This window comes from Mucilaginibacter frigoritolerans (assembly GCF_007830615.1).
In the GTDB taxonomy this organism is placed as follows: domain Bacteria; phylum Bacteroidota; class Bacteroidia; order Sphingobacteriales; family Sphingobacteriaceae; genus Mucilaginibacter; species Mucilaginibacter frigoritolerans.
The window spans coordinates 483,534-504,958 of record NZ_VLLI01000002.1 but is presented as its reverse complement, the minus strand read 5'-3'; the positions used below and the strand labels follow the sequence as shown (position 1 = coordinate 504,958).

At 40.8% G+C, this 21,425-nt stretch carries 13 protein-coding genes; all 13 read right to left on the bottom strand.

The features are described 5' to 3' along the window. Nucleotides 1-1,613 (bottom strand): LamG-like jellyroll fold domain-containing protein (locus tag JN11_RS05760; protein WP_170227694.1); only part of this gene is annotated, 1,613 nt, incomplete at its 3' end. Between the two features lie 877 nt (nucleotides 1,614-2,490). Further along, nucleotides 2,491-3,759, bottom strand: coding sequence for an aminotransferase class V-fold PLP-dependent enzyme (locus JN11_RS05755; RefSeq protein ID WP_144910495.1), 1,269 nt, complete (start codon nucleotides 3,757-3,759; stop codon nucleotides 2,491-2,493). 68 nt (nucleotides 3,760-3,827) lie between these two features. After that, a complete protein-coding gene (gene glmM / locus JN11_RS05750; protein ID WP_144910493.1) occupies nucleotides 3,828-5,222 on the bottom strand; it encodes a phosphoglucosamine mutase in 1,395 nt (464 codons plus the stop codon). A gap of 15 nt (nucleotides 5,223-5,237) precedes the next feature. Then, entirely contained in the window at nucleotides 5,238-7,160 is a 1,923-nt protein-coding gene (gene nagB / locus JN11_RS05745) for a glucosamine-6-phosphate deaminase (protein ID WP_144910491.1), read from the bottom strand. 48 nt (nucleotides 7,161-7,208) lie between these two features. After that, entirely contained in the window at nucleotides 7,209-8,372 is a 1,164-nt protein-coding gene (locus JN11_RS05740; RefSeq protein WP_246138948.1) for a phosphotransferase enzyme family protein, read from the bottom strand. 131 nt (nucleotides 8,373-8,503) lie between these two features. After that, a complete protein-coding gene (locus JN11_RS05735; protein WP_144910487.1) occupies nucleotides 8,504-10,522 on the bottom strand; it encodes an alpha-amylase family protein in 2,019 nt (672 codons plus the stop codon). A 13-nt stretch (nucleotides 10,523-10,535) separates the two neighbouring features. Continuing rightward, nucleotides 10,536-11,561: a UDP-glucose 4-epimerase GalE gene (galE, locus tag JN11_RS05730; protein ID WP_144910485.1), complete on the bottom strand. Its 1,026-nt coding sequence runs from the start codon at nucleotides 11,559-11,561 to the stop codon at nucleotides 10,536-10,538. Further along, the gene (locus tag JN11_RS05725) at nucleotides 11,561-13,087 is read right to left on the bottom strand and encodes a DUF4832 domain-containing protein (RefSeq protein WP_246138947.1); all 1,527 of its coding nucleotides are present in this window, start codon (nucleotides 13,085-13,087) and stop codon (nucleotides 11,561-11,563) included. Before JN11_RS05725 ends, galE begins: the two co-directional genes overlap by 1 nt. 38 nt (nucleotides 13,088-13,125) lie before the next feature. Next, nucleotides 13,126-14,238, bottom strand: a complete 1,113-nt coding sequence (locus JN11_RS05720; RefSeq protein WP_144910483.1) for an acyltransferase family protein — start codon at nucleotides 14,236-14,238, stop codon at nucleotides 13,126-13,128. Between the two features lie 24 nt (nucleotides 14,239-14,262). Next, entirely contained in the window at nucleotides 14,263-15,141 is an 879-nt protein-coding gene (locus tag JN11_RS05715) for a PKD domain-containing protein (protein WP_144910481.1), read from the bottom strand. Between the two features lie 39 nt (nucleotides 15,142-15,180). Beyond that, on the bottom strand, nucleotides 15,181-16,701 hold the full coding sequence (locus tag JN11_RS05710) for a RagB/SusD family nutrient uptake outer membrane protein (RefSeq protein WP_144910479.1): 1,521 nt from the start codon (nucleotides 16,699-16,701) through the stop codon (nucleotides 15,181-15,183). Nucleotides 16,702-16,712: 11 nt separating this feature from the next. Then, a complete protein-coding gene (locus JN11_RS05705; RefSeq protein WP_144910477.1) occupies nucleotides 16,713-19,721 on the bottom strand; it encodes a SusC/RagA family TonB-linked outer membrane protein in 3,009 nt (1,002 codons plus the stop codon). 413 nt (nucleotides 19,722-20,134) lie between these two features. After that, the gene (locus JN11_RS05700; RefSeq protein ID WP_144910475.1) at nucleotides 20,135-21,424 is read right to left on the bottom strand and encodes a sugar MFS transporter; all 1,290 of its coding nucleotides are present in this window, start codon (nucleotides 21,422-21,424) and stop codon (nucleotides 20,135-20,137) included. Nucleotide 21,425: the final 1 nt, after the last annotated feature.

The window sequence follows — 21,425 nt, the reverse complement described above, 5'->3', positions numbered from 1 at the left end:
GACACCACCGTTCCGCCATTAAAATTCCAGGTATAGGTAGAAGTCAGAATAACAGATCCTGAATAGGTAATAGTAGAATTACCTGTAGCTGTTGATGGTGAAGTTGCCGTAAAAGCGGTTGTGGGTGTATTTAAAACCCCTGTAACATTTATAGTAGAAGTACAGCCATTGGAACCGGTAACGGTTAAAGTATAAACTCCGGCCATTGCTGTAGTTGCCGCGGTTGAAACCGTTGGATTTTGTGAAGTTGATGTAAAGCCATTTGGCCCCACCCATGAATATGTTGCCCCTGCAAGCGTATTTGCCTGCAAGCTAAGCGTACCACCCCCGCAAGCAACCGGATTACTGCCGGCTCCATAAGCGGTATATACCTGTGCTGCTGTAAGGGTACTGGTATAAACGGCTATGTCATCAAGCGAGCCCTTAAAATAATTATTTGTTGGGGCACCCGGCCATCCGGTAAGGCTATTATAGCCCACCCGCCAATAACCTGCCGCTGCGTATGTTTCAGGAGTATTTACTGAGGTACTGGAAGCCATTTTAACACCATCAACATATAAAGTACTTCCTGTTGTTGTTGAACAGGTGGCTACTACATGGTGCCAGGTTCCATCTGCATAATTAAGCCCTGAAGGGGTAAACAAAGTATTATAAGTGGCTGCAGTACTATTATATAAACCAAAAAACAGCACCCCGGCATTGGTCATGTAAATGGCACGGTCACATCGGGCGGTACCTACTGTTTGTGATCCGGTATAACCAACTATTAAACCACCGGCACTGCTGGTTCTGAACCATGCGCTTATGGAAAAGTTTTGCGGCCCCGGCGCTGCTACAGATTTAGCAGTTGAAATGAAACCCGTTGAACCATCAAATGCGTAGGCGCTATTGTTATTTCCAGAACGGTCTGAAGTTAGGGTTACCCCTCCCTGTACGGTTCCGTTATTTGCATTACTCGAAATATCGTTTGTATTGCCCGAAAAAGGATAAGAAAAATAAGCACCCGTTGTAGGCATGGTGGTTAAATTTGGCGGCGTAAGGATGGTTACAGTTACTGCTGTACGCGGTGTACTCTCCAATCCACCAGATGAATAAGTTACATAGAAGGTTGTTGTAGTGTACACAATGGGGGTATACGTAGTTAAGGTACTATCCTGCAATGCAGTTCCACCGGTTGATGCCGCATACCAATTATAGGTACCTCCAGACGGAGATCCTCCGGAAGCCGTTATGGTTACCGGCCCGCCTCCGCAAGAGGAAACATTTGCAACCGTTGGAGCAGAGGGATACACCGTTAAGGTTATGGTAGCAGTAGTACCCAATACGGTACCTCCACCATTGTAAGCCACGGCGTATTCAGTATAAGTCCCTACGGCGCCTGCTGTAGTTGTAAAAGAATAAGGATTAAAAGTACCCGTTCCATAAGAAGCACCATTTATAAAGTAAGTTACTTTATTAGTACCACCAGGCGCATTGCTAACGCTGAGCGTTAAACTTGCATTTACGGTGTAGGAAGTTCCATTTGATATACTGAATGTGGCGGCCTGTGCTTCAGTAAAGCCTGCAACAATAAATAATAAAAATAGAACCGGTTTGAGTAGATAATTTGCCATACGCATATTAGCTGAGATTTAATTGTTTTTTTTTCGCATAGTAATTCACTATCCGTTTGTTTCAGGAATGTTTAATCAATTTTATTAGGGGAATTACCGCTACAAATAAGTTAACTAATGGTTTATTTACCGTCTGAACTACTTCTGTATCGTAAATTCAATACTCAAGCTTACGCAAGCGAAATAACTTTGGTTGCATTTTTCAGCTAGTTCTTAATATTTATGCGACTTATTAACAGTTCTAGATACTAAAACCATAAATAAGATATAAATTCAAATAATATTGAGAAAAAATGGGAAATAATTTAAAATATTTCTATTATCTATTTATTAATAAATATATTATAAATTAATGTTTAATGAACTATTGGGAAATATCAACATCAATATTTAATGAATTAATGCGAAATATCGACATTGAAAAACACGCCGGAAGTATCGATATAATTGTGCCCCAGGAAGTATAACTTCAATTGGTTTTTGGTCTTAAATTTTTAATTTCTATAGGGATGGTTTCAGCATTTGGAACGTCTTATACGCACAAGCAGAAACGATGCGCCACTAACAAATTTTCTTGCTTTTAAATATCAAAACACATCCTTTAAAGTTTAGGAGGGAATTCTCTCATGAAACCGGAGACGGGTTCGACGCTAAAGTTTTTTCAATTTATCCGTAAGTAGCGGATGGGTTGGTTGGAATAAAATTAACGTGCGCCAGGTGCACCACCCGGTACACGTGGCACATGTGGTACACTTTTTTGGTGTTGTCACCAGCAAACCGAAAGGCCTATATATCCAAAAAGAATGATGATACATGTTGATGACAACACCAACATAAGCGCGGATAGAACTGCAGTATCGGTATTTACCTGACTATTTTAAACGCTTTTCAACACAGATAAGAGGCGGTCAATATCACCCATATCATTATAAAAAGAGGGCGAAATCCGGATCATATCGTCATAAACCGAGATATTGATATCAGCCGCATCCAGTTTTGGCTTTATCAGGTTTGCTGCATCTTTACAGGCAAAAGACACTATAGGCGAAACCGCATCAACAGGTGTAAGTGGTATGTATCTCTTGTCAGAAGCCAGCTCTTGCTGCAAACGGTCAATCATAGGCTTGCGGTATTGATAAACTTTATCTACTCCGGTACGATTAAGAAAGTCCAACGAATAGCGCACGGCTGCAATACCTTCATTGGCAAATGTTCCCACCTCGAAATGACCGCTCATGTCATCGGTGCTACTTGACTCGAACACTGAATTTCCCGCAGGATCAAACGGCAGAAAATGAGAGGTGTAGCTTTTTATTTGCCTGTAACCGATTAATGTTCTTTTTATCAGGGGTAAAACATCTTTGCGTACATATAGAAAACCAACCCCGAAATCGCCCATCAGCCATTTATAGGTAGAGCACGCGCAAAAATCAACCTGACTATCTTTTACATTTATGGGTATGGCACCAGCGGCCTGTATAATATCGGCATATACCAGTGCCCCGCGGGAATGGGCCAGTTCACATACTTTTTTCAAGTCGTGTTGAAAACCTGTGGTGGCAGATACCAGCGATATTGCAACCAGCTTTGTTCCGGGCGTTATGGCTGCATCCAGGTCATTCAAATCAATACGGTTATTACGGGGCTTTACAACAGTAAGCTTTAAGCCTTGCTTTTCCAATTGGCCGTACAGGTGAAGCGACCCATGAAAATGGAGGGCATCCGTAACCACATGTTCTTTCGAGCCCGACAATCCAAGACCTGATACGATAAGATTCTCGCCTACCATCGTACTGGGTATCCATGCAATTTCTTCTTTATCAGCATTGATCAACCGGGCAAAATCGGCAGCAACACTGCTGCGTTCAAAGGCATCATATCCTACAGGCTCCTGCCGGTTCAGCATCCTGGTATTCAGAAATTTACCAATTTCCTGGTAGCTTCCGAGGCTCATCGGGTGCGTATAAGCTGCATTAACAAAAGTGCCTTTAATGGCAAACATATTCTTTGCAGGGAAACTGTCTTCCTGTTCAGCTTTGGCCATTTCCGGCCACGCAAAAGGAATACAGCCAGCCAAAGAAGCACCGCCCAGCATTGAAACAAAATCTCTCCTCGACCAATCGTTTCCTTCTTTCTTATTTTCCATTTTAAACAGCTATAACAAGTTCGAAGTTACAAATCGGGCGGCAAAATTTTTTATTTAACAATTCTTAATTAAGAATGTACCTGGTTTAAAATAGATTTGATTGCTATAATGATTTGATTGGCCAGTTCATCTGCTTTTTCCAATAACTCTGCTTCTGCATAAATCCTGATGATCGGTTCGGTATTCGATCTGCGTAAATGAACCCATTTTTTGCCGAACTCAATTTTCAAACCATCAATGGTTGAATAAGGCTGGTGCTGATATTGCAATTCCACTTGTTTCAGCAATGCATCAATATCCATATCATCTGTAAGGGTTATTTTGTTTTTGGAAATAAAATATGCCGGGTAACCACTCCTTAACTGCGATACCGTTTTACCTGATTTAGCCAGATAGGTTAAAAACAAAGCAACACCAACCAATGCATCCCTGCCATAGTGCAACTCCGGGTAAATGATCCCGCCGTTACCCTCTCCACCTATTACCGCATTGGTTTCCTTCATTTTGGTTACCACGTTCACTTCGCCTACAGCCGAGGCACTGCACACGCCTTTATGTAATTCAGTAACATCTCTTAAGGCCCGGGTCGATGATAAGTTCGATACTGTATTTCCCGGAGTGTGCTGCAAAATATAATCAGCAACAGTTACCAGTGTATATTCTTCGCCAAACATGTTTCCAGCTTCGTCCACAAAGCATAAACGGTCAACATCAGGATCAACAGCAATACCAACATCGGCTTTGGTTTCCAGTACTTTTTCAGCCAGCGCAACTAAATTTTCAGGTAATGGCTCTGGGTTATGCGGAAACTCTCCGTTTGGTGTGCAATACAGTTCTGCTATGTTACTTACACCAAGTGCCTTTAGTAAAGCGGGCAAAAAGATACCCCCGGTTGAGTGAACACAATCAATGGCCACCCTAAAGTTGGCCCTTTTTATGGCTTCGACATCCACCAATGGCAGTGCCAGTATTTTATCAATGTGTTTTTGCAGGTAGCTTTCATCATAAGTTAATTGGCCCAAATCATCTACCTGTACAAATTCCAGCTCACTATCTTCAGCTATGGCAAGTACCTTTTTGCCTTCGTCGTCGTTAATAAACTCACCGGCTGCATTTAACAGTTTTAAGGCGTTCCATTGTTTTGGATTATGGCTCGCGGTAATAATTATTCCGCCTCCCGCTTTTTCATCGGGCACGGCAATTTCAACCGTTGGCGTGGTAGAAAGACCTATATCAACCACATCAATACCAATACTCATTAAGGTACCCACAACCATATTTTTAACCATTTCGCCTGATATGCGGGCATCACGACCGATCACCACTTTATTTATGCCGGTAGTTTGCAAAACCCAGCGACCATAGGCAGCAGTGTATTTCACTATATCATTAGGTGTAAGGCCATCACCAGGTTTACCACCTATTGTACCTCTTATACCTGAGATTGATTTTATTAAAGTCATCTGTTTTATTGCTGATTAAAACTTCCATTTTATAAATGCTTCCATAGCCTCATATTCGGCCAACCCAAGCTGGTTGTATATTTTTGCGGTTTCGCTGGTGCGGTCTTCTGCACGTACCCAAAACTCGCGCGCATCATCACCCGGAAACACGGGCCTGTCTTTTTGCGACTGGTGTTTAAAGATGGCTAAGCGCTTCCGTTCAACTTCTTCGGGTGATAGTGGAACGCACATTTCAATTTCATACGTTTCAAACTCGTGCCATGCACCGCGGTAAAGCCATAACCAGCAGTCCTTAACCCAGGCTTCTGTTTTGCTTAAGCGTTTCAGGGCTGCCAAAATAATATTGAAACAGGTTTCATGCGTGCCATGCGGATCAGCAAAATCACCGGCGGCATAAATCTGGTGAGGTTTTACCTTTTGCAAAAGCTGTATGGTTTGCTCAATATCATCCTCGTATGATACATTTTTGCTCGCCTTCCTCCTATCATAAAATGGCAAATTCTGAAAATGGATATGATCATCGTTTAAACCAACAAACCTTGCACCAGCAATAGCCTCACCCTTACGGATCAATCCTTTAATGGTTTGCAATTCGGCTGTATCTGTCTGGTTGGGTTGTTTGGTATCGATAAATGAGCGGCTTGTTTTATATAATTCTTCCAAACCAGTGCAATCAATATCCTGTGATTTCGAAAAATCAAGAGCAAATTCAATATAGCGTAAGGCATCATCATCCCAAACTGCTGTATTTCCCGATGTTTGATAAGCCACATGTACATCATGCCCCTGGTCGGCCAGGCGTATAAACGTACCACCCATGGATATTACATCATCATCAGGATGCGGAGAAAAAACAACAACCCGTTTTTGGGCAGGCTCTGCTCTTTCCGGGCGCTGACTGTCATCGGCATTTGGCTTACCACCCGGCCATCCGGTTATGGTATGCTGTAATTTATTAAATATATTTATATTGATGTTATAAACCGGCCCGTTTGCGGTAGCCAGCTGTGCCATACCGTTGTTATTGTAATCATCTTCGGTAAGTTTTAGTATCGGCTTGTTCAATGCCTTGGCCAGCCAAATAACCGCTTTTTTTACCAGTTGCTGATCGTTCCAGTTACAATCCTTTACCAGCCATGGTGTATTAAAACGGGTAAGATCTGATGCGGCAGCCTCATCCACAATAAACTCCACATGATCTGAAAGTTGTAAATAAGTAGCAGGTACTTCTGCTGAGATTTCGCCTTCAACTGCTTTTTTTAGGATCGGTGCTTTCTTGGTGCCCCAGGCCATCAAAATAATTTCGCGGGCCTTAAATATGGTGCCTATACCCATGGTGATAGCCTTTGATGGCACATTGGCCTTTCCGCCAAAATCATGGGCAGCATCATTACGTGTAAGCTCATCTAGCGAAACCAAACGCGTGCCTGAGTTTGGTGCCGAGCCCGGCTCATTAAACCCGATATGACCCGTACGCCCGATACCCAATATCTGTAAATCAAGACCACCCAGGGCTGATATTTTTTGCTCGTACGCCAAACAAAACCCGGCTATATCATCTAAACCCAATGAACCATCGGGTATGTGCACATTATGTTGATCAATATCCACATGGCTAAACAAATGCTGATTCATGAATACGTTATAGCTTTGTGCAGCCGTGGCATCCATGGGGTAATATTCATCCAAATTAAAGGTAATTACATTTTTAAAGCTTAAATGCTCTTCTTTATGCAACCTTATCAGTTCATCATAAACCGCAATGGGGGTTACACCTGTGGCAAGTCCTAAAACGGCCATTTCGCCTTTGGTGGTTTTGGTCTTTATAATATCAGCAATACGTTTAGCTACGGCTTTTGATGCCGTAAGTTTATCGGCATAAACAGTTACCGGTAGTTTTTCAAACCGTGTTTCTTCTAAAAGATTTAGTCTTGGCATATCAATTTATAGTTTGGGGAGATGGCAATGATGGTTAGTCATCACGCATTACTCAGCAGCAGATACTTTTTTGATGGGGGCATTGCTCTTCAGCAACAGCCATTCGGTATTTACTATATCACTCAATTTACTTCTGTTCAATTCCAATATTTTGAACAATTGAATTTGCGCGCGGGTACGCTGCAGGTTATGATCAGGAAAGTGGGTTTTGTAATAAACATCACCTTCAATATAATCGGTTAAAAAGCGTACTGCCTGCATGTAAGGCAGTAACATTACCCCTTTAATTAATGATTTTAATTCAGGCTCAGTTAAAAACGAAAGGGTTTCACTCAAATAACCTTTGGTAAACTCGGTAAACAGCGGAATATTTAGCTGGATAGCATCCAGATCTTTTTCATCTTCCACAGCGGTATTAATGATGCTGCGTATGGCATCACCAAAATCATAAGCCACATAACCCGGCATCACCGTATCCAAATCTATCACACACTGAATATCATTGTTTTTATCCAGCAGTATGTTATTAAACTTGGTATCGTTATGGGTAATGCGCAAGGGCAATATGCCGGCTTTGCCCAGCTTTAATATATCATTCATGGCGGTAGACCAGCTGCTTAAATACTCCACCTCGGTTACCACTGTTTTTAACCTATCCGCCTTGTCATTAGCAACAGCATTATTAAAGTCCCGGAGACGTTTTTCTATATTTAAAAAATCAGGTATTACATCCACAATCTCAGCAGGATCCAAATCGGCAAGCAGATACTGAAATTGTCCAAAAGCTACTCCGCCCTGATAAGCTTGTTTTTCTGTAGTTACCAGGTCATAGCTGCGTGTATCTTCTAAAAAATAGGTCATGCGCCAGTAGTTGCCCTGGTCATCTTTATAATAGTATTTTCCGTTGTTGCATGGAACCAGGGTTAAAACCTCTTTTTCAGAGTTTCCGTTTGGTTTTTGGGCAATTTTTTCTTTTAAATGATTTACTACCAGCACCATATTGTTCATTAAACCATCAATATCCTTAAATACAAAATGGTTTATTTTTTGCAGCAGGTAAGTGCGATAGCTTACGATTTTGCTTTTAACCAAAAACGTATCATTGATATGCCCAGACCCAAATGGGGTGACATCAAAATCTGCACCTTCTATGTTAAAATGTGTAATTATCCCGGCGAAATTATATATCATTGATGTTGACTGACTGTTCATGTATTTTAAATAGCCCTGTGTGTATAAATAATTAGTTTCATCTTACTAAATGATCACGGAACAAATATAGTAAAATTGCGTGTGCGCACACACTATATTAAATTTTAACACACATTTATTTTTAATTTATTTTAAAGTTGCCTACCGTCTATTACTTTTACCTCAAACGGGGCCAGATTTACTATAAAATTATCACCAGAGTAAGCCTTTTTAATTTTCTCACTCTTTGCATCATAAAACTGGTAGACAGTACTGTAGCCGTTAGGTATATCCAAAACCTTTTTAACATTCACTATAAAGGTTTTGGGGTGCGATGTAGGGTTTCTTAAACTAAGCACCCCTTTTTTATCGGCCCAACCGGCGTAACCATAGACTTCGCCTTTTGCAGGATCGCCGCCCACCCAGTGAACATCAGCTAAAGCTGCGGCATGGGCTTTGGACCAGTTGGAAGCATCACGCAGACAATCCCAATCTGCAGCATTTAGCTTATGCGGATTAACGTATAACTCTTGCAAACTGGTTCCCGAACCAAAAAATGCCCATATTTCGTCGCTAATATCTTTATCATCCATTTCCAGCTTGCCCGGAAGGCCATTATCAGCAATGCAAATACCATGGTACATAATGGAGTTTAATGGAAACAAAGGCGCACGCTGTACAATATTTTTATAAGCCTGTCCATCTTTATAGGTGATCCATTGCTGCCTCTTTGGTCCTTCGCCATCTAAACCGGTGTCATCGCCTGCACGCCAAATAGCATCGCCATAGTTTAACCAGTAAACAGAGGGCCAGGTACCAACTGTTAGGCTCAGGTATAGATCTGGCTTTTCTTCTCTTAAACCGGTTATTAGTTTTAAAAAGGCTTCAATATCTTTTTGGTAAGTGATACTGGCTCCGCTTGCTCCATTGCCCGCACCAACCCCATCAAACTTAAACATACTGATACCGTAATCTTTTATAAACGAAGTGGTTACTGCCCTGAAACGGTTGTAATAAACCGGCCCGGTAAGCGAGAAGCCATTTTCATTGGTTTCAAAAGGGGGAGTTTGTTTTTTACCATACGCTAAACGCTGTTCTTTGGCTACGTCGTAACCACCCCATGGCGAAACCCATACTCCAAGAGTTGAGCTGGCATTGTTAGCAGCAACTTTAATTTTGCTAAAGCCATCAGGAAATCCCGAATTAAATTTCCATAGGGTTTTATTATCATCCCAGCCATCGTCAAACAAAAAGGCTTTAAGCTTTACGGCCCTTTTATCTATCAGGCTGTCTTTAAATACTTTTATCCGGTCAAGGCAAACACTATCGCCCAGTTTTCTGTCATCCCATGAAATATCAAACCAGGAGTTATAATGCAGCATCTGGTGATAGGGCTGTGCTCTTTCACGTTCCAAATAATATAAAAAGCCCCGGCGCAACTGATTAGCAGACGTTACACCCCATGCCGAAGAAATGGTTAAGGGCGCGCTATGATCAATTGCCATTAAACGGGGTAAAAATATGCTGTATTGATTTTTAGTGGCTGATATCTGGCTCATGGGATGCTCCAGCGCGAAGAACATATTGTGATGAACCAATGGCGATCCATCAACAGTTCCTTCTTTTTTTATACCGATGGCCGCTGGCAGTTCAACCAATGTTATTTTTGAGATCTTTAACGAATCGGCAGCACTAAAAGTAAGTACTTGTCTAACATAATTGGACCCATCAAGCAGGCTTGCTTCCCATTTAACTTTTAAACCCAGCTTTTTATCTTCCAAAACAGCACTAAGCTTTTTGCCATTAAGTCTGTCGGCATATTTTACTGCATCGCTATTTCCGGTTATTGCAGACTCAACTGGCGGACTTATAATTGTAAAACTATTAGATGTTATGGATTGATTTCCGGTTAACAACAAACTAAATAATACCGTTCTATTTAAGGTAAGAAGCTCATGGTTTTGCTTGTCCGAAAAACCGGTGATCACCAGTTTATTGGAAGCCGTTGAAAAACTCATTTCAATAGCATTATTTGCAAAACTAAAGCTGTTACCACTCTTTTTAACCGTTGAAAGGCCAGGGCTATTGCCCGGGTAACCAGCCTGGGCAATAGAAAAATTAATCCCGGCCACAATCAAACAAATCAAAATCAAACAAAATTTTCTATTCATAATTCAAAGATCATTAAAAAGGATTTTCAGAAATATATTTTTCCCATGCCCAGGCAGATGCCAGCATGTCGGCAAGGCTGTTTTCGGCCTTCCAGTTCAGCTCTTTTTGTGCCAGGCTTACATCGCCCCATATTTTTACAATATCGCCGTCACGGGGTTGGCCAATGCGGTAGTTTAATTGTTCGCCGCTTACCTTTTCAAAAGTGTGTATAAGCTCCAGTACTGAGTAACCATTGCCAGTACCAATATTAAACACCTCGTATGCCGCAGTCATTTGGGCAGCTTCCATTCTTTTAATGGCGGCAACATGTGCCTTCGCCAGGTCAACCACGTGAATAAAATCACGGATACAACTGCCATCTGGTGTATCAAAATTATCACCAAAAACGGTTAACTCCTTACGTTTCCCAATGGCTGTTTGCGTAATAAACGGTACCAGGTTTTGCGGTACACCGTTTGGTAGCTCGCCAATTAATGCAGACGAATGTGCACCAACCGGGTTAAAATACCGGAGGGCTATAACTTTTAAATCATCAACGGCATTGGCCGTTTCCTTCAGTATCTCCTCGCCTATTTGTTTGGTATTGCCATACGGCGATTCTGCTTTTTTAATTGGCGCCTGCTCGGTAACCGGCAGCACATCCGGCTCGCCATACACCGTACATGATGATGAAAAAACAAAATTTACCCGCTTACCCGCCAAAGCATTCAGCAAGTTAACCAGCGTTGAAATATTATTATCATAGTACAACAACGGGTTCTTAACCGATTCGCTCACTGATTTGGAAGCCGCAAAATGGATTACCCCGCTGATGTCACTATATTCGTTTAAAAATACGGCTAATGCCGCTTTATCACGCAGTTCGAGTTTTACAAATGCAGGCTTTGTGCCGGTTATCGTCTTAATCTGATCTAATATTTTAACATCAGAGTTCGATAAATTATCAACGATAACAACATCATAGCCATTATTTTGTAGCTCAACAACTGTATGGGCACCTATATAACCTGTGCCCCCCGTAACCAATATCTTTCCCATTATTTAACTGTGATAGATCCTTGTAATTTATTATAACCTGTGGCTAATTCCCAGGTGTCGTTATTTGCTAATTGTATACTGAAATTAGGGTTTGCTGCAAGTGAGGCCGAGTTATCAGGCATGTTTAACAAAACATCATAAGTACCGGCCACCACGTCAGATGGCAGCGTTATTGTTTGCTGCAAATTGACGGTACCGGTATACCATTTACGGATATCTGTATTTAAAGTAATTACAGATACCTTGCCACTGGTTTGATTGCGCAACAGCAATTGTACCGGCCTTGGGTTGTATGGCGATGCATAGCCTATGTTCGCTAAAGTAATACTCACATTGATGCTGCCATTAACACTTGCAGTTGTGGGTAACGACGTAGTTTTTAATACCAAACGATAGCCCAGCTTTTGCTTGATACTGTCCATACAGCCACCAGTAACCCAGTTATTATTCAGGGTTAAATTGTAAACTGCATTTAAAAAGCTGTAATGAAAAGATTCAAATTCTGATCTGGCTATGCCGGTGGGCTCACACTCATTTTGCGGGGTATAGGCATCGCTGCAGGTTTCGCCGCCAACTACGGTATATTTGGTATCAGCAGTTTCATAATTTCTTAATGCGGTAATGGCATCTGCCGGTGCTGTTGATGAATTGCCATAATCAAAATATGTCCCTTCATCATCACTGCTCGATAAAAAGCAATCATTATGGAAACCAATTCTTGCTTTATCCGTCCCGCTAAATGCTTCGGCATCGGTAAGCGCAGGCGATATTACATTGGCGCTGATACCGTAAACATATCTTTCTTTTAATTGCGGTATCCGCACCTGGATCATTCTATCGGTTGGCAATGCTGCCAAAAGCGCTTTTAACACATCAATACGATCCTGCCAATTTTGATCCAGCAATTTACCCTGTCCGTTGGAAGAGGCGTCCCCAAAATAATTGGTATAATAGTTTTCACCATAAATACCTATAAAGCCTAACTGCATACATGCAATAACATCTTCATTGGCCTTCAAATGGGGTGCCAGCTGGCTGATATGATTTAATATTACTGCTTTACTGGCATCACCATACGGTGGACAAGGGTTTTGACCGGGACAAGTTCCGGAATGCGTAGTATTGGTATAAATAAACCGTGGAATCAGCTTTACCCCTGCGGTTCGTGCAGTGGCGCAATCCTGGTTGAACTTGCTTAAAAAATCGGCAGATATTGGCGTGGTTACAAAACTATCCAGCACATACTCCACATAAACCAGGCTGCAGGCAGCACTATAAGTGGCTCCGGTAATGCTTTGTGTATTTCTGTATCCGGCCAGCAAACTTGCATCAAGTGGAATATAATTACTGGAGTGGATCTCAGCATATTGAAAAAAACCTCTTTCCGGGTTCACAATATCCTGTGTGCTTTCTGTATAGGTTGAGGCTGTTTCCGAAGAACCACTACTCTTAATGGGCATTTCTTTTTTACTGCAAGCCGATATTATAAACAGTATTGCAGCAGCAACGATTATGTTTTTCATCATTATAATTTAAGTAAATAATTGGCAAAATACCCCTGTAATTATATCTTAATGAACACTTTATGTTTACTCAAAAAGTAACAGAGATACCATTCTGCAAATAAGGTTACCAGTGAAGAAAATACGGCTATCACACTTACCGGCATCCCGGTAAAGCCTAAAAAGCCTTTAACAAAAATCCCGATAGCGCCATTGAACCATTCGGCACCAACGGTTTCAAAAAACAGGTAAATAAATATGGCATTCATCCCCACTACCACACAGATCCATGCATATTTATTTACTTGCTTTACATCAACCAGCCAATACAAAAATGCCAATATCAGTAATACCCATCCGCCGGAGGCTAAAGCAAAAGAACTGGTACTTATTCTTTTTATGATAGGGGTAATATTGGCTATATCTAATCCAAAACCCCAAATTAAACCAATAACACCTGCTATTGCCAGATAAGTTATTTTTTTATTGGCCGATTCTTTGGAAATGAGCAGCTTACCGGCTAACACGCCCCAAATACTATGAGCAGCGGTTGGGATAATGTTAATGGCAACCCAGCCATCGGTATTAATTTTGCCCATTAACACCGTGTCCATGTAAGCTCCAAAATTGTGAAACTCCAAAAAAGGCTGATTAAATCCCGGCATCAAAATGGTGCGGTAAAGCACATCTGTTAAAATCAATAAACCTATTGAAAACCCCACCTGGAACCAAAACGACCTGCTAATAATTAAATAAGCTATTATGGTGGTAACAGACAATTGTGTCAGCACGTTCCAAAGTTCAAAAACCAGTTTACCTGCGTAAACACAGTGCAGGCCTGTTCCCAGCAGAAATAGCTTTAATGAGCGTATGGCTATATGCTTAAAGTTTTGTTTCCAGCTTATCCCCTTTTGTTTTTTTGAATAATAGGAAATATACATGGCCGCACCTGCCATGAGCATAAAGGCAGGTTGTACACAATCCCAAAAATGCAGACCATGCCATGGGTCATGAAAAAACTGGTTGATCAAACCGTCGGCAACACCTCCCGGGTGCAATGCCTGCAAATTTACATACACCAGGCAGCTTTCGCCAGCCAGCAGTATCATAATAAGCCCACGCATTACGTCTAAGGAGATGAGCCTGTTTGACGATTTTGGAATTATATTTTCCATTAAGCTTTTTAGCTGATATTTATATTATTGGCTGATATCAAGTGTGATTGGCGCTAAACCGTTACCTGGCATCCAACCTAAATTATTATATCCGCTATCACTTACTATAATAGCTAATTTCATACCTGATCCTGTTAAACCACTTATTTTACTGCGCGATAAAGCCATTTCAAAGGTAGTAACCCCGTTTACTTCCTGCACTGTGCCCAGTGTAAAGAAACCTGCAATACTTAATGGGTTGAATGAAAAAGCACTTTGATCGCCTGTATGCTGGTATTGTGTAAATGGAGTAGAACCCTGAGGATAAAGCAACATACCTTCAAGCAAGAAATCATAACCGCCGCCTGGTATTGCCCCGGTGGTTAAACCAGTTAAAGCACTGTTATCACTATCAATATAGTAATCAAATATATTTTGGTCTGCAACATGTAATGTCACTTTCATATAGACGTAAATATTTTGGCTATCGTAGTCAAATTTAGCTTCCTGTACTATTCCTCCCAGCGCAGCTGAAGCAGGTATTACCACATTTGAAATAGTATCCCAATCGGCCAAACTATTATCATTCAACAATATTGGTGAGCTTTTTGATACATGAACAATTGTTGACCCATTTATCACATTACCGTTATTTAAGGTGGCATACAAAGTAACCACGTGTTTACCTTTTGTTTTATAGGTATGCACGGGGCTTGTCTCGGTTGAACTGGTACTATCACCAAAGTCCCACCTGAATGATCTTGCATCAGTTGTAGTATTGGTAAATGTAACAGTGTAGCTTTTTACCGCAACAGTAAAAACTACATCTTTTACCGGCAGCTCCGGGTTCTTTTTACAGGCCTGGAACCCCATAGCAAGGCCTGCCAGTAAAAGACAGCTTAATATATATTTAAAATTTTTCATGTCGTTTCTATTAAAATCAATTAAACATTTTACTAATAACTATGGATTTTGAGTCGCTGCTGAATTTGACAGGATCTCGGCTTCCGGTATATAATAAATGATTTTGGTACTGGTATACGGAACAATCAGGTTCGGATAGTTGGCAGGAGCAACGCTCAGGTTGATATCCGCAGCCTGAAGGCCCAGTATATGATAGCCCCAATAGGTTCTGTCCATATTCTGTTTGTTACGGTACACGGTAAAGGTACGGTCAGCCTCAAAAGCCAGCTCTAACCTTCTTTCCTGTAAAACAACGTCTAAAGCAGTTTGGCCGGCAGGCACAGTACCATTGTAAAGCGCGCCAGATAGTCCCCTGTTCGATCTGATGAAATCTACATCGGTAAGTGCTGCCGTTGTTTGATTTAAATTAGCTTCTGCTTCCGCCCTGTTCAAATACATTTCTGACAGACGGAACATGATTGGAGAGCTTAACGAAGGACTGCCTCCCTGGAAAGAGAATTTAGTGATATAATAAATTGGGATGCCATTTTTATATTGCTGAGTTCCTGTGGAATCTACATCATCATCAATATATGAAGTACGAACATCTGATGGATTTTGAGCGTAAAGATCGCGCAGCGGCTGTGAAGCAAATTCTTCGCCCCAGCCAGAGTTACCATTTGTGTAATATTGAGAGGCAATAGATCCTTCTTTTCCGTAATCATCTAATGCGTCAAATGCTATACAGAATATAGTTTCTTTATCTGCTTGGGCATTTGCAAAAAGCGTTTTGTAATCAGCTGCTGTTGCTTCAGTAAATCTGCCGGAGTTTATTACCGCATTGCTATAGGTTATAGCGCTTTGATAGTCACCCTCATAAAGAGAAACCCGTGACAATAACGCTTCAGCAGCTTCTTTAGTTGCAAAAGTAACACCTCTTGACGCACCGTCAGTCATTAATTGTGAGGCTTTTACAGCGTCAGCAATTACTTGCGTATAGGTATCCTTAACCGATGCACGTGCTTTTACAGCAGGATCAGTAGTTGATGTTCTTAAAATTACACCGGGTGCATTTGGATTAATGGTATATGGCTCAGCAAAGAAACGGGCCAGGTTAAAGGTGCAAAAAGCCCTTAAAAAGTAACATTCACCGATTAACTGTTGTTGAGCAGGTGTTGGGTTGCTTATTTTTGAGCCTGCTTCAATAACGGTATTGGCATCACTGATAATTTTATAAGAGATATACCAGAAATAACTTGCGTTCTCTTGTGTTGGTACGTGGGCCAAAGTAAATGAAAGCCACAATGGATCGGTTGTTACCTGGCTGCATACCACATCATCCGAAGCAAAATCAGACATCTGGAAATACTGACGTAAGTACATATTGTTTGCATCTGTGGTACCTTCAAATACCTCATGGTCTTTGAATAGTGCATAGGCCCCATTTACCGCGTTTGTTAAACCATCGGCTGTGGTAGCCAATGATGCTGTGGTTACTGCATTGGTAGGATTATCTTCAAGCTTACAGCCTGAGTATATAAGCATTGAAAATGCCGCTATAAGTAATATTTTATTTTTCATCACCTGATCTTTTAAAATTTAACATTAATGTTCAATAAAAACTGGCGGTTATCCGGGTATTTAAAATCAGCAACGCCTGGGGTAACAAAATTACCCGGGGTTATAGTTGTTGCAGGGTCCTGACCCAAATAGCGCGTGAACGTGTATACATTATCAGCGCTTAGTGATAAATTGATATCGCTTAATTTAAGCTTTTGCGCAAAAGTTTTAGGCAGGGAATAACCAAAGGCAATGTTCCTTAAACTTAAATAGCTGCCATTTTTAAGATATCTTGTAGATACAGAAGTTGAGTTTGCATTGTTTTCAGGGCTCGGCTCGGTGGCTATATCACCAGGATGCGTCCAAACGCTGCTGCCTTTAGGCAAAACTATCTGGTTCAACAATGGCTCGCTGCCATCATTTTCAACCTGGGCAAGGTTAGCGTTGTAAACTTTATTGCCATACTCAAAGTAAGTATTAATTCTCAGAAAGAATTTCTTGTATTTGAATTCGTTATTAAAACCTCCCTGGAATTTAGGCAATGCCGATCCTTGTTCCTGCAAAGTTGCAGAAGCATAATTAGATGTTACAGAAGTTGACGTTACTTTGCCATTGGCATCCTTATTTACAACAAGCCATTGCGGTGCACCTGTTTGGGCATTTACACCAGCCCATGTAGGCATGTAAAACTCATACAAGTTGCCCCCGGTGCGGTAAATTTGCGACACCGCATCTTCGCCGGTTGAAACAACGGTTGAAGGGAAATCCTGCAATTTGTTGTTGTTAAAGCTGATGTTAAAGTCGGTAGTCCACTGGAAATCTTTATTCTTAATGTTTTGGCTGCTGATAGCAAACTCTAAACCGTTATTAAGAACCTCTCCGCTGTTTTCCCATTTGCTTTCAAAACCAACTGATAGTGGCTGAGCAACCTGCAACAGTAAGTTTTTAGTAACGTTATGGTAAGCATCAACCGTAATATTAATACGGTGGAATAAACCGATATCAAAACCGGCATCTAACTGGTGCTTGCTTTCCCAGGTTAGGTTAGGGCTTTCCAATTGTAGTGGCGTTGCACTTGTAGCACTATTATACTGACTGGTAAGCGAGTATAAACCTAAATACCTGGCTGCGCCGATATCCTGTGTACCGGTAATACCGTAGCTTAAACGCAATTTTAAATTATCAATAGTATGATTGTCTTTTAAGAAGTCCTCGTTGCTTGCTAACCAACCAGCAGATACTGATGGGAAAGAACCGTATTTATTACCCGGCGCAAATGCTGACGAACCATCTACCCGGTATGAACCGCTTAGAAAATACCGCTCGTCATAACTATAGTTCACTTGTGATAAATAAGATAAAATCGACGGACTATCAGGTGCGCCGTTTATAGCTTGTTTGGTTGAAACAACATCTAAAGATTCAAGACCTAAAGGTAAACCCTGGCCCGAAGCGCCAACTGTATTAGTTTGGCTTCCTTCAAATTCAACACCTGCTAAACCATTAATAGCACTTTTACCCAGTTTGAAATCAAATTTCATTAAGTTGGTTGATATGCCACCGTAGTTATAAGTGCTTTGATCATTCAGATAACCTGAACCATGATATGTTCCTTGTACCTCGGGGCTGTAAAAAGTAGAGCTGTATCCGTAAGAAGCTGAACCCCTGTTAGTGGTATTAAACGTTAACCATGATGTTATTGGCAGATTTAAAGCCAGATCATAATTAATATCGAAAGTTTTAAACGGATGGTCTGAATTATCTATCGTATTAACCGGATTTGTTTTATCCCTTGACCACCATTGGAATTTAGAATTACCATCAACATAAATAGGATTATGATTGGCATCATATGGATTATCCCATGGTAAATTCAAATAAGCGTAATAAATATCATTGTAATCATAGCTCTTACCTTCGCTACCGCTAATGTTGATGTTATTGGTAAGGGTAATTTTATCAGTAAAATGATAGGTATTGTTTGATCTTAAGTTAATACGTTTATAATCAGTATTCATAAACGTTCCGCCTTCGTCGTAAAAAGTTGCGCCGAAGTAATAATCGTTCTTAGTGGTTTTACCCATTGCAGAGAAATAATAATTTTCAACAGGCGCCGGTTTAAATAAGGTAGTTAGCCAGTTGGTATTGTTATTTAATATTGAAGCCGGACGCTCAGATTGAAACTGTACCAAATCAATCACATAGCTATTGCCGGTTGTTCCTGGTATATAATCCCTGAACAGTTGTTTTTGATTTTGGTATAACTCGCTGCTGTTCATCATGGTCATGCTACCAAAATCCGGCGTTCTGAAACCTGTTACAGCTTTAAACTCGTATTGAGTTTTATCGCCTTTAGCTTTCTTTGTAGTAATAATAATCACACCACCATTAGCTTGCGAACCATAAATAGCTGTTGCGCCCGCATCCTTTAATACCGTAACGCTTTCTACATCATTCGGATCGTAATCGCCACCAATTATACCATCTACTACAATCAATGGAGCTTGCGCAGCATTTACAGAAGAGACGCCTCTCAGCCTGATTTCGGATTGACTACCCGGAGCGCCTGAAGAATTTACTACCTGCAGGCCGGCTACCTTACCTTGCAGCATTTCGCCGATATCATCAGAAGTAACATCTTTTAATTTTTCTGCCGATACTACCGTGATGGCACTGGTAAGGTTGCCTTTCTTTTGTGTGGAATAACCAGTAACAACAACTTCACTCAGTTGCTTGTTGTCTTCATCCAAAGCAACATTAATTTTATTCTGATCGACGTTTATAATAACGTCTTTACTAAAAAACCCAATAGACCGAACCTCAATAGTTACCGGACCATTTGGAATGGATAGTGAAAATAAACCGTCGGGACCAGCGGCCGTACCATTTGTTGTGCCTTTAATTACAATTAGCGCACCTGGCAAGGGTGTACCATCCTTGGCAATGGTAATCTTTCCTTTTAATACCCTGCCCTGGGCATAAAGATTACAACAGCTGATTATTAAGAAAAGGAAGAGTAAGAGTTTTTTCAAATTAAACATAGTTGATTAGTTAATAGTCTGTTAGCGGATAAGTTCATTTTTAGTTTTATTAGTTAGAATGAGTTTTTGCTATTTTTTAATGTGTTCGGATACGCATATATTAAAAACCATTATGCATTGATATTTACTTAGTATTAATACAACATTATCGTTAATCCAAATATATTGAATTAATTTGCGTGTTCGCACACATCATTTAAAAATAAATTCAAAAATTTTGCATTTTTATAAATACCTTAATAAAAAGCCCTTATTTTATTAAATATTCAATTGAAAAACGGGTAAAAAATGCATTCTTAACAATAAAATTTGGCATAGTGCTTTTTTAAACGCCAAACCGCCGTGCATAAAAAAGCCGGATACCCATTCATTGGGATATCCGGCTAAAGGAACAGTAAATTATACCGCGCCTGTTATGCTGTTTTTCTGTGTCCTTTTTTATAACCCATTGATGCAAAATAAGCTATAAACAAATAGATGGGAAGTAAAATGATATAAGCTTCACGCGCAGAGAAAACATCAACCAAGCGGCCATACAGTAAAGGGATCAACGCCCCGCCTGCTATACCCATTACCAACAATGATGAGCCAATCTTAGTAAACCGGCCCAGGTTTGATAAAGCCAATGGCCATATGGCCGGCCACATCAATGAGTTGGCCAGGCCAAGCAGCGCAATGCACATAACCGATACATACCCACTGGTTAACAGGGCAGCAATAGTAAGCACTACACCCAATATTGCCGATATTACTAATGCCTTATGCTGTGTGATATATTTAGGGATACATAATATGCCTATTACATATCCAACCATCATGGAAATAAGCGTACAGGTAGTAAAAAACTTAGCCGTTGATAAAGGGATATGCTGTGAAGCACCATAGCTGATAATAGAATCGCCGGCTAAAACCTCGGCACCTACATACAGAAACAAGGCAATTACGCCTAACATTAAATGCGGAAAATGAAATATGCTGGTTTTATTAGTGTTAGCCGCAGTAACTGTTTCATCTTCGTGTTCGGTATTTATTTCAGGCAGGCCCGAAACAAATATAAATATGGATAATAACACCAGTACAACAACCATTACTACATAAGGTAAAATAACCCGCGAAGCCAGGCTATCCAGTTCAACTGCTTTTTGAACAGCATTCATGGTTTTTAACTTCGTTGAAATCTGGTCGATACCCTTTAAAGCTACGCTGGCTAAAACAATCGGGGCAATGGCTCCGGCTACTTTATTACAGATTCCCATTATGCTGATACGCTTTGCTGCGCTTTCTGCCGGGCCCAAAATAGTAATGTATGGGTTTGATGCTGTTTGCAATACTGCCAAACCTGTTCCCTGTATAAATAAACCGGCTAAAAAGAAGATATAGGTACGTGTTAGCGCCGCCGGGATAAATATCAATGCACCAACGGCCATAATCAATAAGCCTACTCCCATTCCGTTTTTAAAACCAAATATTTTAAGCACCCACGAGGCCGGTACCGCCATTACCAGGTAAGCTATATAAAAGGCAAACGTTACAAAATACGCCTCAAAATTATTAAGCTGACAAGCAATTTTTAAATAAGGGATTAAAACCCCGTTCATCCAGGTAACAAAACCAAAAATGAAAAACAAAACGCCAATAATAGCTATTGGGCTTAAACCTGGTGATTTTTTGACGCTACTTGTTGGCCCTGCTGTACTTTCCATT

What these genes read in the sequence shown, in the direction of transcription:
- JN11_RS05755 (WP_144910495.1), bottom strand. Translation starts at nt 3,759, where the DNA reads ATGGAAAATAAGAAAGAAGGAAACGATTGGTCGAGGAGAGATTTTGTT.
- glmM (WP_144910493.1), bottom strand. Translation starts at nt 5,222, where the DNA reads ATGACTTTAATAAAATCAATCTCAGGTATAAGAGGTACAATAGGTGGT.
- nagB (WP_144910491.1), bottom strand. Translation starts at nt 7,160, where the DNA reads ATGCCAAGACTAAATCTTTTAGAAGAAACACGGTTTGAAAAACTACCG.
- JN11_RS05740 (WP_246138948.1), bottom strand. Translation starts at nt 8,372, where the DNA reads ATGAACAGTCAGTCAACATCAATGATATATAATTTCGCCGGGATAATT.
- JN11_RS05735 (WP_144910487.1), bottom strand. Translation starts at nt 10,522, where the DNA reads ATGAATAGAAAATTTTGTTTGATTTTGATTTGTTTGATTGTGGCCGGG.
- galE (WP_144910485.1), bottom strand. Translation starts at nt 11,561, where the DNA reads ATGGGAAAGATATTGGTTACGGGGGGCACAGGTTATATAGGTGCCCAT.
- JN11_RS05725 (WP_246138947.1), bottom strand. Translation starts at nt 13,087, where the DNA reads ATGATGAAAAACATAATCGTTGCTGCTGCAATACTGTTTATAATATCG.
- JN11_RS05720 (WP_144910483.1), bottom strand. Translation starts at nt 14,238, where the DNA reads ATGGAAAATATAATTCCAAAATCGTCAAACAGGCTCATCTCCTTAGAC.
- JN11_RS05715 (WP_144910481.1), bottom strand. Translation starts at nt 15,141, where the DNA reads ATGAAAAATTTTAAATATATATTAAGCTGTCTTTTACTGGCAGGCCTT.
- JN11_RS05710 (WP_144910479.1), bottom strand. Translation starts at nt 16,701, where the DNA reads ATGAAAAATAAAATATTACTTATAGCGGCATTTTCAATGCTTATATAC.
- JN11_RS05705 (WP_144910477.1), bottom strand. Translation starts at nt 19,721, where the DNA reads ATGTTTAATTTGAAAAAACTCTTACTCTTCCTTTTCTTAATAATCAGC.
- JN11_RS05700 (WP_144910475.1), bottom strand. Translation starts at nt 21,424, where the DNA reads ATGGAAAGTACAGCAGGGCCAACAAGTAGCGTCAAAAAATCACCAGGT.